We start from the raw sequence: 14,980 nt of genomic DNA on the forward strand, positions 1-14,980 counted from the left end.
ATAAATTTAAGTTTCATTACAGTTAGTATGTGACAAAGGATCAATTGTTTGACCGTTACACCGTATTATAAAGCATATCTGTGGGTACTTATCTTGTGTACTTAGCTTGCCTGCAGATCCAATGACTTGGCCCTGTTTTACTTTATCACCAATTTTGACATTTATATTTTTTAAATAGGAATATGCAGTCATGTAATTATCTTTGTGTTCTACTATAATTAAGTTTCCATACCATCTGAGCCCTTTGCCTACATATATTATTTTACCAGGTGCAGAAGCTACTACACTTGTCCCGCTTTGAGCAGTGATTTTTATTCCATCTTTACATGCTTCATCAAAGGAGACAGAAGTACCTTTTACTGGCATCATAAATTTACAATTTAACCTATTGATTTTCACATTTTGCGTATCGTTCTTGTTCCTATGTGTTCTGTTTACGATGTCTTTTCTATTTTCTTTTTTTATTAAAGAGTTAGTATCTTTCTTAATTAAATGGTACTCTCTTGTATATTCTAGATCTCTTTTTCCGTAAAATTCCTCACCTTTAAGCAACACAGGCGCAGGTTTTTGTAGGCTACAACTTACTAATATTACTTGTAATATAAATAACGAGGCTATACGCCACATAAATTTCTTTAAGATAATTTAAACTATATTAAATAACATACTTTTTAAGTAACAAAACTTTTTTGTTGGTGCCAATTTTATGTTCCACCCTTAGAGTTGTTATGCTCTTTGTATGAGAAAACATTCTATTCTTCTTTCTTTGCTCTTTCTAAGTGGTTAGTCTTGTAAATTCACTACTGTTTTACTTTAAAATTTCCTTTTTTATAATATGTTTTACTTGATAGAAATAGAGCTACTATAAGGTAAATAAAATTCCATGTTGCTAAGGAAATGCCTAGGACATAATTAGGCCTATCACAGAATGGGGAGTAGTTGGGATTTAATAACTTATTTCTAAGCTCTTCTATGCTAACATCACTGCCTGCTGCTTGTTCTGTACAGCCTAAGATATCATAAAATAAATGTAATTCAAGGCCTATGTGATAAAAGGATATTACTATGCCTATAAAATAGCTAAAGAACATTGCGTGGATTAAAATTTTATTACTTTTGAACATGTGTACTACTACAAGTAACCCTGTAATATAGTAAATTACCCGTTCATATATACATAGTTTACATGGCAACATGTAAAAGAAATACTCTAGCATATATGCGAAGATTAGAGCAAAAGCGCTTGATAACAAAAAGATTATAGAAACTCTAGAGTTATTATGCATAATTTAAAGTGAATTATTATAAAGAACTCTGGAAGTATAAAGTAGAATATTCATTTTACATAAGGATTTTTATTCTTTTTCAAAAGTAATCTGACTGGTACTCCTTTAGCAAAGAAATTCTTTCTAAGGTTATTAGTTAAATAGCGTTTATAACTCTCATTAACACTTTCAGGTATGTTACATATTAAAGAAAAAGCAGGAGGTTTAGTACCAGTCTGAACGATATATTTCATTTTAACTGCTCTACCTTTTATAAATGGGTGAGGATGGTTATCCAAAGCATTGATTAACCATTTATTTAGTTTTGCGGTGCTGATTTTCTTGTTTAAGAATTGGTTCACTTCAAGGCATTTATCCAGTACATTACTACAATGCATACCTTTTAACGCAGAAATTGTTATAATTGATACTTCTAAAGATAAACGAGTTACTTCTTGTTGCTCTACAAATTTTATTAATTTACTCCTATCATCTTTATTTATTAAATCCCATTTATTCAAAACAATGATCACTCCTTTTCCTTCTTTGATTGCAGCTTCACCGATTGATAAATTTTGTTGCTCAATACTTATAATGGAGTCGAACATTAAAATTACTATATGAGAACGTTTTATTGATTCCATGCTTTTCTTAACGAATCTTGATTCTAGGCTATCTATGATATTTGCTTTTCTGTAAATCCCTGCAGTGTCGATGAGAGTGATTAATTCACCATTATAATTATATGTGATGTCTACAGAGTCACGTGTAGTTCCTGGTTCTGGACTTGTTATTAATCTATTTTCTGTGAGTAAACTGTTTAGAAAGGTTGACTTTCCTACGTTTGAGCGTCCAATTATTGCAATTCGGAGCTTATTGAACTTATCAGTCGGTAGTTTGGTGCTTTGATTTAAGTTTCTAATAGTACTGGATAGCGCATCATAAAGGTCAGCCATGCCAAGGTTATGTTCAGCTGAAATATATACTGGACCTATAAAATCAAAAAACTGTAAGTAATCAAGATTTTCAGATTTATGACTTTCACATTTGTTTGCTATGAGTATTATAGGTTTGTTTGTTTTTCCCTTCAGCCATTTTGCAAATTTCTTATTTTTTTCATCTTGTACTTTTGCATCAACAAGAAAGAAAATTATATCTGAGTCAGATAAAGAGAGTTCGATTTGTTCAATAATTTGTAGTGAGAGATTGGTTTGGTCGTTCCATCCTCCTGTATCTATAACTTTAAATTCCAAATCACTAATTCTTCCAGCTCCTTCACGTCTGTCTCTTGTTACCCCTGGAATATTACTGACTACTGCTATTCTTCTTCCTACTAGCCTATTAAATAGAGTTGACTTGCCGACATTTAGTAGACCTACTATAGTAATTTTTAGCATAAATTTGAGAGCATTAAAGTAAATTATAGTCAGGATTTTTAATTTAGCTATATTGACTTTATAAATTATACTCTATTCTAAGGTGAAGATACTTTATCTTAATTTCATTGTATAAAAACTGGAAGTAGTTATATGTTTAAGCAAGTGACAAATGTAAGTTAGTTGGGAAAGATTAGAATAACAAGAAGTGCAACGGTGCTCGTACAGGAACATAGGACGTCTAAAAAACAACTGATTTTCAATTAAGCATGACAATATATAAATAAATTGAGAAAGAAGATAGGAAGAGATGATAGGGTGAGTGAGAAAATGGAGTACTTTTTAATAGCTAAACTGTAGGGAAAATTCTGGATGAGCTATTAGAAATTATAAATTTTGCATATAGGGATATAAATAATGTTTTATGTACTGTATGCTAATAAATAAGACTCTTAAAGAAAAGCTTAGTGATTATTTATCACACCTAAAATAAGTTGTGTGTAACAGTGTTAAAAGTGATAAAAAAGAAGGAATTATAATGGAAAGGTAACGCATTAAATTTTGGTACGATATGATGTAATGGATGACAAGAATTGTGGAGTTTTTTAAACATTATAAAATATTAAAAGAGCGACCACGTATAGAAAGGATCATTCATAGAACCAAAAATTTTGTTGAAGGGGAAAGTAGAAAACAAAGAGGGCAGTTTAGTTTTCTAGAAGATGGTAGTAGAATTAAGTGCATTGCGTTTGCCACTCTTAGATTAAAGTTCTAATTATTATATATAATGTTACTGAGTGCAATTATATGTACCTCTCTGCCTCTCTGTAAAATGAGTTAGCTTTTTCTTTACTTTTTCTTGATAAGCTTACCGAGCTATAATTTTTGATTTTACCCAATTATATAATTTACCTATTTTACTATCATGATCAAGCATTCCAGGGTTATTTTTATAAAAAGTGTCAATTATAAGTTTTATAGAGCCTATAGCAGCAGAGAATACAGGATTTTTATTGTATTCACTTTCAAGACCACTACAAGACTCAGGGTCAGGGTGCCCAATACGGACTTGTTTATTGAATATATAGCTTGCAATCTCTTTCATGCTTGTGAGCTGACTGGTTCCTCCTGTGATAACTACTTTATTAATTGGGTCTTTTTGTTTCTGAAGTTGCTCTTTTACTAATTCAAGTATTTCTTCAACTCTTGGTCTTATTATGTTAATAAGCTTGTATTTAGGTACTGGAATTGATTCATCATTTTCGCTATTTTGTACTGTAATGTATTCGTTTTCATCTATTGAAGTTACAATAGTGTTACCATGCAATATTTTTATGCGTTCTGCATATTCTATATTTGTACATAGTCCATAAGCTATATCTTTGGTGATATGAATACCACCAATTGGGATGCTGCTTGCATATATAAGTTTGCCTCTTTTGAAGATTCCAACTGCAGTATATCCACCTCCTATATCAACAATAGCAGTTCCGAGCTCTTTTTCATCTTCACTGAGACAGGCAAAACTAGCAGAATACGCGGAAGCAACACAACCAGCAATACTTATCCCATCATTGTTAATTATGCAATTTTCAATGTTGATAAGTGCTGGACGCGAAGCAGTAACGACATTTACATCAGCAGATAATCTTTTCCCGTACAGACCACTAACCTCTTTTATGTCAGTCATATCGTCTAAGTGATATTTTAGTGGTATATTGTGAATGATGACGTTTCCCTCAATGTACTTTTCAAATGTTTGAAAGACTACACGTTTTATATCCAGGTCAGAGATTTCATAATTAGCTACAATGATCTCATTGTGCATATTAAAAGATGAGATTCCGCATCCAGCAACATTCATATATATCTGGTCTATAGTTTTTTCTGATATTTGTTCAGCCAAACCTATGGTTGATGAGATAGAGTGACTTGCGTGTTTTATATCAATTACTGATCCACCATTTATACCTTCTGCGATCTTGTAACCTGTCCCTGTTATTTTATAGCTAAGATTGCCACTGATCTCGACAATTAGACAAATGATCTTTGTTGTACCTATATCTAAAACAGCAAAAATGTTTCTTTTTGGTTTTACTATTACTGCAGAGTACATTAATTGACTTTATTATGAATTATGAAATTTCATTTAAGTTGTAGCTTGCTTTAACAGTTTATATTTCTATTGCGTAAAATACAGCAATATTTTAGTATACCATAGATATTAGATAAAAAGAAAATAAAACATAAAAATAACTTTATGCCTAAGCTGCCGATTGTGATTGCACCCGATGAAAAGTTAACTACACGTGCCAGTGAAGTGACAGATATAAACGATGAAATTAGAGAATTAGTAAATGACATGTTTGAAACTATGCATGATGCAAAAGGTTTTGGCCTTGCTGCAGTTCAAGTCGGAGTGTTGAAGAGAGTTTTTGTTATGGATATTCAGTTAGAAGGCGTTAAGAGTGGATTAGCAGGATACAAATCTACTGGCGGGTTTTGCATGATTAATCCTGAAATCATAGGATTATCTGATGAGCAAATAGTTCTTAAAGAAGGATGTCTTTCAATTCCAGGGCAAAATCATGAAGTTAGGCGTCCAAAATGTTTAACTGTGAAGTATAGAGATTTAAATAACGAGAGAAAAACGCTGAAAGCTGATGGTTGGCTTGCGAGATGTATTCAACATGAGATAGATCACTTAAATGGTATATTATATGTTAGACATTTGTCTAAATTGAAGTATGATATGGCTATGAAAAGAGCACAAAAGGTTAAGAGGCGCTATGAATGATGAAAACCTGGAGTTGTTGAGATTTTACCATGAAGAGGGTATTGATTGTACTTTAATAGAGGGAGAAGAAGAGAAAGTAAAGGAAAGGAGGGAGAGTAGGCTTATACAGTCTACTACTATTCAAGCCGAAGAAAAAAAAGAACAGCAATTTATGTTTCCAAGTGACTGGGTAATTGAAGCGAGGAAGCTTGCAAGTAAGTGTAATAGTGTGAGTGAGCTAAGAAGTGTAGTTACATCATTTGAAGGGTGTGAGATAAAAAAAACTGCAACCAATACTGTTTTTTCTGATGGTAACCCAAGTGCGAAAATTATGCTTATTGGTGAAGCTCCAGGTGTAAATGAAGATCTACAAGGCATACCATTTTGTGGTGCAAGTGGAATGCTGCTTGATAAAATGTTGAGTGCAATAAACCTTGATCGCACTAGAGTATATATAAGCAATGTTATATTTTGGCGTCCACCGGGTAATAGGAAGCCAACTAACTTAGAGCTTGATATATGCAGGCCGTTTGTCGAAAAACATATTGTGTTGGTTTCACCACAGATTTTGATTTTGGTGGGGGGAATAGCTTGTTATAGCCTTCTTGACAACACAAAAACCATATCAACCTTGCGTGGTAGATTTTATAATTATACTAACCAATATTTATTTCATTCAATTACTGCAGTTGCTATATTTCATCCAGCTTACTTGCTTCGTCAACCAGCGCAAAAACGCTTAGCTTGGGAAGATTTGAAAAAAATCAGAAAGTACCTTGATGATAATTGTACTGATATTTAGTAAAGTGTTAGAAGGTAAATAACTGCCCAGGAATTGCTTGACAAATTTTAATAACCTTCTTCTCTTGAAGCTAAGACAATTTTTTAATCTAGAGTTTCTTTTTGATTTGTAGCTTTAATGGTAAAGCTTAGCAAGAAAACTTAAGATATTTTTTAGTAAATTACATAAAATTATAGCGGCTGTATACCTTTAAATTTTTTCTACATTTAGCTAAGTTGTACTTAAATTAAGCGTTGGTAAAGAATTATCTCAGCGCTAATTAAAGTTAGAGAGTTAAAACCAACACCATATAGATTCTTTATTTCTTTTCTATTTAATAAGTTTCTGTAATATTTGTACTAGCATGAATTAGATAAAAAGGTACTATCCTGGTGTAATTGGCTACATAACTGTATGGATTTTACTCTGAATCAGCTGATGAGTTAGATGCCTGGTAAGCATAATTTGGAGCCTCTTGTGTAATAATTATGTCATGAGCATGACTTTCTCTTAATCCTGATGCAGTAATAGTAATAAATTTACAGTTTTTCCTCATTTCTTCTATATTCCTATTACCAGTGTATCCCATTGCAGCCTGTAGTCCACCAATTAACTGATGAATTATTCCTGAAGCTGGACCTTTAAATGGAACTCTTCCCTCCACTCCTTGTGGAACTAATTTTGATTTTGAGTCTTTATCTTGGAAATAACGGCTAGCTGAACCTCTTTTCATTGCACTGATAGATCCCATTCCTCGATAGCCTTTATATGTTCTACCTTTATACGTGATAATCTCACCTGGACTTTCATTAGTGCCTGCAAAAAGTGAACCAATCATCACAGAATCAGCACCAGCTGCAATAGCTTTTGCAATGTCTCCTGAGTATTTTATGCCACCATCAGCAATTAATCTTACTTTTCTTGCCTTACATACTTCTGCGACATTTTGGATTGCGGAAAATTGTGGTACCCCAACACCTGTAACTATTCTGGTTGTGCAGATTGACCCTGGTCCTATACCTACCTTTACTGCGTCGACGCCAACATCAATTAACGCTTCAGCAGCTTCTTTTGTGGCAATGTTCCCACCTATTAACTGTGTGTTTGGATACATAGTTTTTATTTCCTTAATAGTATTAATAACATTTTCGGAATGACCATGGGCAGTATCTACAATAATTACATCAATTTCTTTTCCGATCAAAGCTTCGCACCTTTCTATACCATCCTTTTTACCAGTACCAATTGCAGCAGCAACTCTTAGTCGTCCTTTACTATCTTTGCATGAGTTAGGGTATCTATTGTATTTTTCGATGTCCTTGACTGTAATTAGCCCTATACAACAAGAATTCTCATCTATAACTAAAAGCTTCTCTATTCTGTTTTCATGCAATAATCTCATTGCTGAAACACTGTTCACTTCTTGCTCCCGCACTGTAATTAACTTGTCTTTTGTCATTACTTCAGAGACTTTTATATTTATGTTTCGGTCTTCAATAAACCTTACATCTCGATTAGTAAGAATGCCAACTAACCTATACTGGTCGACTACAGGAATGCCTGAATAGTTGTGCTCTTTCATTAAAGAGATTGCTTCTGCAACTGTTTTATCTGGGGAAATTGTGATGGGATTGTATACGATCCAACTTTCATATTTTTTTACCCTTCTCACTTCTGAAACTTGTTCGTCTATTGATAAGTTTTTATGTATGCAGCCTATTCCACCGTGTTGGGCAATAGTTATTGCAAAATCTGATTCGGTAACAGTATCCATTGCAGAGGATATAAGAGGGATGTTGAGTTCTATATTGTTTGTTAAATAGGTCTTTGTATCTGCATCACAAGGTAATATGTTAGAATGAGCTGGCAAAAGAAGTATATCGTCGAATGAATAACAAACTTCCATTTTTTTTCATAGACTTTACTTAAAGCTTATACACCAATTAATTGAATTGCAATAAGGTTTTGCAAAGTTAGCTATAGTTGATTCAAACAAAGCTGCTCCACTTTATATTGACTGGTATTGTATTTTACTTATTATAATGTTGTTTGCTTTAATGGTAGTAAACTTCTTGCTTGTATATCCAATAAAAGGAGTCATGGATGCAGTAGATTGTGGCGTGGTGCTGTCTATTAGGAATATTATCTGATTATTTAATGCTAGGATTTAAAAATAAGCTTACTAAATATGAAGAATATATAAGCAGTTGGTATTATATAAAGATAAATATGTCATAGTTATTTAATAACATACTTTTATTTTAGTTAAGATGCTGTAAAATATGGAAAGTTTATAGATATTGAGATAAGTTATACAGGAACTCTGCTATTATTTTTAGCATATGTATAATTAGTGTTGTTTTATAGGCAACGATAGTGTTTGTATAAGCTTTTTCTTATATTTTCTATATCACTCATTTACGTTATACAATAATACGGTGATGCTTGTAAAACAGTTATCCATATATTAATTTTATGATGATATTATCGGTATATATGATGTTTAGTGTACTAATAATAGCAAAGCTTAGTAGTGCTTTGGGGAAGTTTGTAATATATGTATAAGATGTAGGTATATTTACAAATGTACCCTGATATAAACAGCATAAGGTCCTTTTTAGAAGATGGCGTTTGGACTATTTATAATTTCTGTTTTTATTCAATTTCTGACTGCATTTCTAGATATTTTTGTAGTTATACTAATCTCAATCTTAGTATTTATGAAATACTTGATCGACGAAAGCAGGCTTTTTATGATTAAATTTTAAAAATGGTAATTATAGATTATAAGCCCAGCTGATGTTTTTCTTTAGTTGCTTATTGATTAAAACTTTAAGATTATTTAACATTGACGCTATATACTTAGGTGTTAAAATAGAACGGAAAAATTTTAGGAGTTTATATGGTAACAAGTGGAAAAGAGAAAATAGCTAGTAAGAATAATCCTACTCAGCGTAAAAGAGCTGAGCAAAAAATGTATAAAAATAAACCAATAAAGCCAGTTAGATATATAGATCGTGACTCGCGTGTAAATTATATGTCTGCTCAGTATGATAATGGTAATCTGGTTGAAGATGAGATAGGTGGTCATCCTATAAGGTGGGAAGCTATATAGTGGGTTTAAATTATGGTTAAGATTACTATCAACTCCAAGGAATATAGGGTGGAGCCTGGATTCACCATAATTCAAGCTTGTGAAGCTGTGGGTGTTGAAATTCCGCGCTTTTGTTATCATGAACGTTTAGCAATTGCTGGTAACTGTAGAATGTGTTTGGTTGAAATTGAGGGGGTAACTTCAAAACCAGTAGCTTCTTGTGCAATGCCAGTTGCGGAAGGAATGGTTGTCCGTACTGATACTCCGAAAGTTAGAAGGGCACGTAAAGGTGTACTTGAGTTTTTGCTCATTAATCATCCACTTGACTGTCCAATTTGTGATCAAGGCGGTGAATGTGACCTACAAGATATAACAATGTCCTATGGGAGAGGAATAAGTAGATTTGATGAGGATAAGAGGGCTGTGCCAAAGAAATATTTTGGGCCACTAATTGAAACTGCGATGAATAGGTGTATTCATTGTACTCGGTGTATTAGGTTTCTGTCTGATGTAGCTGGTACAAATGAACTTGGAGGGATTGGCAGAGGGGAAAATATGGAGGTTAGTACTTATATAAAAAGGTATGTTAGCTCTGAATTATCTGGAAATATTATAGACCTTTGTCCTGTAGGGGCCTTAACTTCAAAACCTTATTTGTTTAAGGCCCGTTCATGGGAGTTATCACATTGTGAAACTATAGATGTGCTTGATGCTGTAGGAAGTGCAATCAGAGTTGACTATCGCGGTCTTGAAATTGTACGAATATTACCAAGGATTAACGAAGAGATTAACGAAGAGTGGATATCGGATAAAACTCGTTTTGCCTACGACGGACTAAAAGTGCAACGTCTAGATCAACCTTATATAAAGAAAGATGGTAAATTAGTTTCAGTTGATTGGAATGAAGCATTAACCGTTGCTGCGAGGAGACTAAAGAGTACAAAACCAAGCAAAATAGCTGCAGTTGCGGGTGATTTAGCAGATTGTGAATCTATGCTTTTACTAAAGGAAATGATGCATAAGCTTGGCTCAGTAAATTTGGATTGTAGGCAAGATGGAGCAAGACTTATATCAAGTAATCGTGGATCATATGTGTTTAATACCACCATTGAGAACATAGAAAATGCAGACTTATGTCTACTTATAAATACAAATCCTAAAGTAGAGGCCCCAATCATTAATGCACGTATAAGAAAAAGATACTTGCGAGGTAATTTTCCTATTGCAAGTGTTGGTCCTGACGTTGAGTACTTATATCATGTTGAAAAATTAGGTAATCATCCTAATATTTTAAGTAAAATAGCAAAAGGAAATCATGAATTTTGCAAGCTGCTAAGTGCTGCTCAAAATCCTATACTTATCATAGGTCAAGATGCATTAACAAGAAGTGATTCCGAATCAATTTTAGCTATAGCTAGCTCAATTGCAGAAAAATTTAATGTGGTTAAAGATGACTGGAATGGTTTTAATATCTTGCATAAAGCCGCAGCAAGAGTCGGTGGATTAGATGTTGGGTTTGTTCCTAAAAAAGGTGGAAAAGATATTAACCAAATATTAAAGCAGGCAGAGAGTGGTAAGATAGAAGTTGTCTATCTTCTTGGTGCAGATGAAATTGATACATCAAAGTTAGGAAATACATTTGTGATTTATCAAGGTCATCATGGCGATAGAGGAGCACATATAGCAGATGTCATCTTGCCTGGGGCCGCGTATACAGAGAAATGTGCAACTTATGTAAATACTGAAGGTCGAGCTCAGAGAACTAATTTGGCTGTGCTTCCACCTGGCGAAGCAAAGGAAGATTGGTTGATAATTAAGAATTTGTCCCAATATTTGGGTTTTTCCTTACCATATAATAATTTATTTGATGTAAGAAAAAAATTGGATACTATCGGTCCACAGTTTAGAAATGCTGATCAAGTAGTAAAAAATGAGTGGATTTTAATTGATTGTAGTAAAATAAGCTTAAGTGATAAACCTTTTACTTTGAAAGAGTGTAATTTTTATATGACAGATCCAATAAGTCGTGCTTCAAAAATAATGGCGGATTGTACTAAAGCCTTTTATGAGCACGCTAGTTAACATCTTATTTATTTTGGTGCAGCTGCTGCTTTCGGTTGCATATTTAGTGTATTTTGAGCGCAAAGTTCTTGGTGCAATTCAACTGCGACACGGTCCAAGTGTTGTTGGGCCTTTTGGACTATTACAACCATTTGCAGATGCTATTAAGTTGCTAATTAAGGAGACAATAATACCGTTTAGAGCAAACACTATATTGTTTATTATGGCTCCGATTCTTACCTTTGTTTTAGCATTAATTGCATGGGCAGTGATACCATTTGGTGCTAAGGTAATTATAGAAAATGGGCAGAAAGTAGTAATTCCTAAGGTAATAGCAAATATCAATGTCGGAGTGCTCTATATCCTAGCTATATCATCTCTAGGAATATATGGCATCATTATTGCAGGTTGGTCTAGTAATTCTAATTATGCATTTTTGGGTAGTATAAGGTCAGCTGCTCAAATGATCTCATACGAAGTTTCAATAGGTCTCATAACTGCCGTGATTGTTATTATAACTGGCACACTAAATCTTGGAGAAATGGTAGTAATAAAACATAATATGCCATTTTGGGTTGATATACTACTAATACCTATAGCAATAGTGTTCTTTGTTTCACTTCTTGCGGAAACTAATCGTCATCCGTTTGATTTGCCAGAAGCTGAAGCAGAGCTTGTCTCCGGGTATAACGTTGAGTATTCATCAATGCCTTTTGCTCTTTTCTTTCTTGGAGAATATGCTAATATGATTTTAGCAAGTGCTATAATGACGATATTCTTTCTAGGAGGATGGTATCCTCCTATAGAGTTTAGTTTATTGTATGAAATTCCAGGTTTGGTTTGGTTCATTTTAAAAATAGTTTTACTATTATTTATATTTATTTGGATTAGGGCAACTGTACCTCGTTATCGTTATGATCAACTGATGCGTCTTGGTTGGAAAGTATTCTTACCAATGTCGGTACTTTGGGTAATACTCATTTCAGGAGTGCTTCTTTTTACTGAAAATTTGCCAAGTTTAAAGTTGTGAATATATTGCTGGTTTTGATATTAAGTTATTTTTAATAAATCTTATATATAGTATATAATGTTAAGGTTATTCTTATGCTGTGGCTTTTTCTAAATTTCTCAGCTGAAAATTAGGTTCAGCCTTTTTAAAGGAACTTTTGGTACGTGAAAAAGTGGAGAGTATTCTCACTGAATTATGCTTGTGTAAGCAACTCAAGAAGTGTTACTATAAAAAGCTGAGTTGGGTTGTGAGTTATGTAGTTTATCTACAATTAGCTAGTAGGAGTGATAAAAGCTTATTTTCTTTAACATGCTAGGTATTAAATAAAAATTTTAGTTAAATTAACTATATTTATGCAGAAGTCAGTTCTCTTTATCATTGGAAAAAGTCTTTGCCTTTTTGAAAAAAAATAGTGAGGATTGATAAATTATAGAAAAAAAAGTGAGAATTTGGGCAAGTAATTAAAAGTAATATATGTACAAATGTTTTTAAAGTAGACTGATTTTGGCAAGTTTATACTCTACTAAAGATAGAACGACTCCCCGGGCCGGATTCGAACCAGCGGCCAATTGGTTAACAGCCAACTGCTCTACCACTGAGCTACCGAGGAATAAACTGTTTTTAATTTATCATATTAAACTTTGATTGTAAACGATTTTTGTGCGCTTTGACCAAGACTTTTATTGGAGTATAAGTGACAGAAAGTTTGACTGGTAGTTACTATAATTGCAAAGATTCAATTTAGACGATAAAATCGCATTATTAAGTGAAAAATATATGCTAATTACTACAATGTCGGATCTAGATGACATGTGTGAGGAGCTGATAGCGAAAAAACCGAAATTTATAGCTGTTGACACAGAGTTCATTAGAAACAACTTAACCTATTATCCTAAACTGTCATTAATTCAAATTTCTTATGAAGAAGGGAGTTTTATTGTAGATGTATTAGCACCAGAGATTGATTTATCTCTTGTTAAGAAAGTTATGCTCAATCAAGAAATAACTAAGGTGTTTCACAGCTGCCGGCAAGACATAGAATCTTTATTTACTGTGTTTAAGTGTATACCTACTCCCATTTTTGATACTCAAGTTGCTGCTATGTTTTGTCATTATTACTATAACTTTATTAGTTATTCAAAATTAGTGGAGCAATACCAGGGAATAGTGCTGAATAAAGTTAAAGCTAAAAATTCAGACTGGTTGAAGCGTCCATTATCTGAGGATCAATTAGACTATGCAGTAAGCGATGTAGTTCATCTGTATGATCTACACCAAATATTGCATGATAAACTTAAAGAAAAGAATAGGATTGGCTGGTTTCAAGAAGAGATGGAATCAGTAGTTGATATGGATAAATATTTGCATAGTCCAAAAGATGCGTGGAAAAGGATTAAGTTTAATTATAGAGCAAATCCGAGATTGATATTAACTGTTAAAGCGGTTAGTGAATGGCAAGAAACTTTAGCACAGCGTTATAATAGAAATCGTAATAGGGTAATTAATAATTCTATAATATCTGGATTTATTGAAAGGAATGTAGAGCGTATTGATGAGATTTTAGATGATCTCAAGGAAAACGCAAAAAATATAAAGGAGGAAGATTTATTAGAATTTGTAGATATTTTTAATGAGAATGAAAAAAATTTTATGCAGCAAAATTATACTTTGTCAAACTATCATGATAGATCTGTGTTTGATATGCTTTCAGTTATTCTAGAAAGCAAGTGTAAGGAAAATAACATATCAAGGAAATTAGTTTCTTCGAAAGCTGAGTTAGCTAGCTCAATATCTGGGCAGATAGATAAACTGTTTAAGGGATGGAGATATGATTTTTTTGGTAAGTCAGTTGAATCATTTTTAAATGCAAGCTCAAAGTTTGAAATCTCGGTAGTGAGATTCACGAATAATATAACTGAAATTCGGAGTAATTTGATGAATGCAAGTTGTGAATTAAAATCAACCGCTGGAGCTTAACAAATCCACTACATCTTTTACTTGAGAAAGGACATACTCTTCACTTGTACTGGTGTTGATAGTAAAGTCGCTTACCCTCCTTTTTTCCTCGAAAGGTAACTGGATATTGAAAATTAAATCTAGCTTTTCTCTGTCTATATTGCGTTTACTAAGCCTCTGAGTTTGCATAATACTATCTGCGTGGATGAGAACAATAAAGTCGCAATATAAACAAAATCTCGTTTCTAGTAAAAGGGGAATATCTAAGATTAAAAGCTTTTTTTCGGTCTTTTTTTCTTGAGCAATAAAAAATAGCAGTTTATTTCGCACGACAGAATGGACTAAAGATTGAAATTGCTTCCAATTTTTATCATAAGCTATAAAATATTTAGACAGTACTGTTCTGTTTATTTTACCGTTTGCTACCGCTATAGGGAAGTTTTTTTTCTGCATAACCTATTATGTTTTTATCTGCTTTATAAAGTTGGTGTATGATAAAATCAGCATCAAACACAGCAGCACCAAACTTTTTAAAGCAGTTAGCTACAAAATTTTTTCCTACTCCAATTCCACCTGTTAGACCTATAACCATATAGCAAAAAATTAGCAAAGCTATATCTACAGTAGTTACTTTTTCTTGTATGTCTACTTAAAACTTAAAT

Annotated in this window: 12 protein-coding genes, 1 tRNA gene and 1 pseudogene; 7 read left to right on the forward strand and 7 right to left on the reverse strand. The window is 33.0% G+C overall.

The window, feature by feature from the left end; genetic code table 11:
* Window positions 1-6: 6 nt before the first annotated feature.
* The 3 genes from GOY12_RS00775 to der form a co-directional block, all read right to left on the reverse strand.
* On the reverse strand, window positions 7-627 hold the full coding sequence (locus GOY12_RS00775; RefSeq protein ID WP_175818191.1) for a murein hydrolase activator EnvC family protein: 621 nt from the start codon (window positions 625-627) through the stop codon (window positions 7-9).
* Between the two features lie 173 nt (window positions 628-800).
* Window positions 801-1,286, reverse strand: coding sequence for a disulfide bond formation protein B (locus GOY12_RS00780; protein ID WP_175818192.1), 486 nt, complete (start codon window positions 1,284-1,286; stop codon window positions 801-803).
* A 50-nt stretch (window positions 1,287-1,336) separates the two neighbouring features.
* Window positions 1,337-2,662, reverse strand: a complete 1,326-nt coding sequence (der, locus tag GOY12_RS00785; protein WP_175818193.1) for a ribosome biogenesis GTPase Der — start codon at window positions 2,660-2,662, stop codon at window positions 1,337-1,339.
* 562 nt (window positions 2,663-3,224) lie between these two features.
* Between der and GOY12_RS00790 the strand changes: the two genes are divergently transcribed.
* Window positions 3,225-3,416 carry a hypothetical protein gene (locus GOY12_RS00790; protein ID WP_175818194.1) on the forward strand — a complete coding sequence of 64 codons (192 nt, stop codon included), beginning with the start codon at window positions 3,225-3,227 and terminating at the stop codon, window positions 3,414-3,416.
* A 93-nt stretch (window positions 3,417-3,509) separates the two neighbouring features.
* Here the strand turns inward: GOY12_RS00790 and ftsA are convergent, their stop codons facing one another.
* Complete coding sequence (gene ftsA / locus GOY12_RS00795; RefSeq protein WP_175818195.1) at window positions 3,510-4,757, reverse strand: cell division protein FtsA; 1,248 nt, start codon at window positions 4,755-4,757, stop codon at window positions 3,510-3,512.
* Window positions 4,758-4,901: 144 nt separating this feature from the next.
* Here ftsA and def point away from each other — a divergent pair, with 144 nt between their 5' ends.
* Window positions 4,902-5,438: a peptide deformylase gene (gene def, locus GOY12_RS00800; RefSeq protein ID WP_175818196.1), complete on the forward strand. Its 537-nt coding sequence runs from the start codon at window positions 4,902-4,904 to the stop codon at window positions 5,436-5,438.
* On the forward strand, window positions 5,431-6,219 hold the full coding sequence (locus GOY12_RS00805) for a uracil-DNA glycosylase (RefSeq protein ID WP_175818197.1): 789 nt from the start codon (window positions 5,431-5,433) through the stop codon (window positions 6,217-6,219). The genes def and GOY12_RS00805 overlap by 8 nt, the downstream gene beginning before the upstream one ends.
* A gap of 400 nt (window positions 6,220-6,619) precedes the next feature.
* Here GOY12_RS00805 and guaB read toward each other — a convergent pair whose 3' ends face one another.
* Window positions 6,620-8,104: an IMP dehydrogenase gene (guaB, locus tag GOY12_RS00810; RefSeq protein ID WP_175818198.1), complete on the reverse strand. Its 1,485-nt coding sequence runs from the start codon at window positions 8,102-8,104 to the stop codon at window positions 6,620-6,622.
* Window positions 8,105-9,100: 996 nt separating this feature from the next.
* Here guaB and GOY12_RS00815 point away from each other — a divergent pair.
* The 3 genes from GOY12_RS00815 to nuoH are packed head-to-tail and all read left to right on the forward strand — an operon-like array spanning window position 9,101 to window position 12,383.
* A complete protein-coding gene (locus GOY12_RS00815; protein ID WP_175818199.1) occupies window positions 9,101-9,313 on the forward strand; it encodes a hypothetical protein in 213 nt (70 codons plus the stop codon).
* 12 nt (window positions 9,314-9,325) lie between these two features.
* Entirely contained in the window at window positions 9,326-11,374 is a 2,049-nt protein-coding gene (nuoG, locus tag GOY12_RS00820; protein ID WP_175818200.1) for an NADH-quinone oxidoreductase subunit NuoG, read from the forward strand.
* Window positions 11,358-12,383: an NADH-quinone oxidoreductase subunit NuoH gene (gene nuoH / locus GOY12_RS00825; RefSeq protein WP_175818201.1), complete on the forward strand. Its 1,026-nt coding sequence runs from the start codon at window positions 11,358-11,360 to the stop codon at window positions 12,381-12,383. Before nuoG ends, nuoH begins: the two co-directional genes overlap by 17 nt.
* A gap of 517 nt (window positions 12,384-12,900) precedes the next feature.
* Here the strand turns inward: nuoH and GOY12_RS00830 are convergent.
* Window positions 12,901-12,972: transfer RNA gene (locus GOY12_RS00830), tRNA-Asn, on the reverse strand.
* 167 nt (window positions 12,973-13,139) lie between these two features.
* Between GOY12_RS00830 and GOY12_RS00835 the strand changes: the two genes are divergently transcribed.
* Window positions 13,140-14,339 carry a ribonuclease D gene (locus GOY12_RS00835; RefSeq protein ID WP_175818692.1) on the forward strand — a complete coding sequence of 400 codons (1,200 nt, stop codon included), beginning with the start codon at window positions 13,140-13,142 and terminating at the stop codon, window positions 14,337-14,339.
* On the opposite strand, the pseudogene coaE reads toward GOY12_RS00835, so the two are convergent.
* Window positions 14,322-14,910: pseudogene (gene coaE / locus GOY12_RS00840) on the reverse strand (dephospho-CoA kinase). The gene GOY12_RS00835 and the pseudogene coaE sit on opposite strands and share 18 nt — an antisense overlap.
* Window positions 14,911-14,980 lie beyond the last annotated feature (70 nt).

This window comes from Wolbachia endosymbiont of Dirofilaria (Dirofilaria) immitis (genome assembly GCF_013365455.1).
GTDB lineage: Bacteria > Pseudomonadota > Alphaproteobacteria > Rickettsiales > Anaplasmataceae > Wolbachia.

Bases quoted from the DNA above. Each gene is read 5' to 3' on its own strand.
- GOY12_RS00775 (WP_175818191.1), bottom strand. From the start codon at position 627: ATGTGGCGTATAGCCTCGTTATTTATATTACAAGTAATATTAGTAAGT.
- GOY12_RS00780 (WP_175818192.1), bottom strand. From the start codon at position 1,286: ATGCATAATAACTCTAGAGTTTCTATAATCTTTTTGTTATCAAGCGCT.
- der (WP_175818193.1), bottom strand. From the start codon at position 2,662: ATGCTAAAAATTACTATAGTAGGTCTACTAAATGTCGGCAAGTCAACT.
- GOY12_RS00790 (WP_175818194.1), top strand. From the start codon at position 3,225: ATGACAAGAATTGTGGAGTTTTTTAAACATTATAAAATATTAAAAGAG.
- ftsA (WP_175818195.1), bottom strand. From the start codon at position 4,757: ATGTACTCTGCAGTAATAGTAAAACCAAAAAGAAACATTTTTGCTGTT.
- def (WP_175818196.1), top strand. From the start codon at position 4,902: ATGCCTAAGCTGCCGATTGTGATTGCACCCGATGAAAAGTTAACTACA.
- GOY12_RS00805 (WP_175818197.1), top strand. From the start codon at position 5,431: ATGAATGATGAAAACCTGGAGTTGTTGAGATTTTACCATGAAGAGGGT.
- guaB (WP_175818198.1), bottom strand. From the start codon at position 8,104: ATGGAAGTTTGTTATTCATTCGACGATATACTTCTTTTGCCAGCTCAT.
- GOY12_RS00815 (WP_175818199.1), top strand. From the start codon at position 9,101: ATGGTAACAAGTGGAAAAGAGAAAATAGCTAGTAAGAATAATCCTACT.
- nuoG (WP_175818200.1), top strand. From the start codon at position 9,326: ATGGTTAAGATTACTATCAACTCCAAGGAATATAGGGTGGAGCCTGGA.
- nuoH (WP_175818201.1), top strand. From the start codon at position 11,358: ATGAGCACGCTAGTTAACATCTTATTTATTTTGGTGCAGCTGCTGCTT.
- GOY12_RS00835 (WP_175818692.1), top strand. From the start codon at position 13,140: ATGCTAATTACTACAATGTCGGATCTAGATGACATGTGTGAGGAGCTG.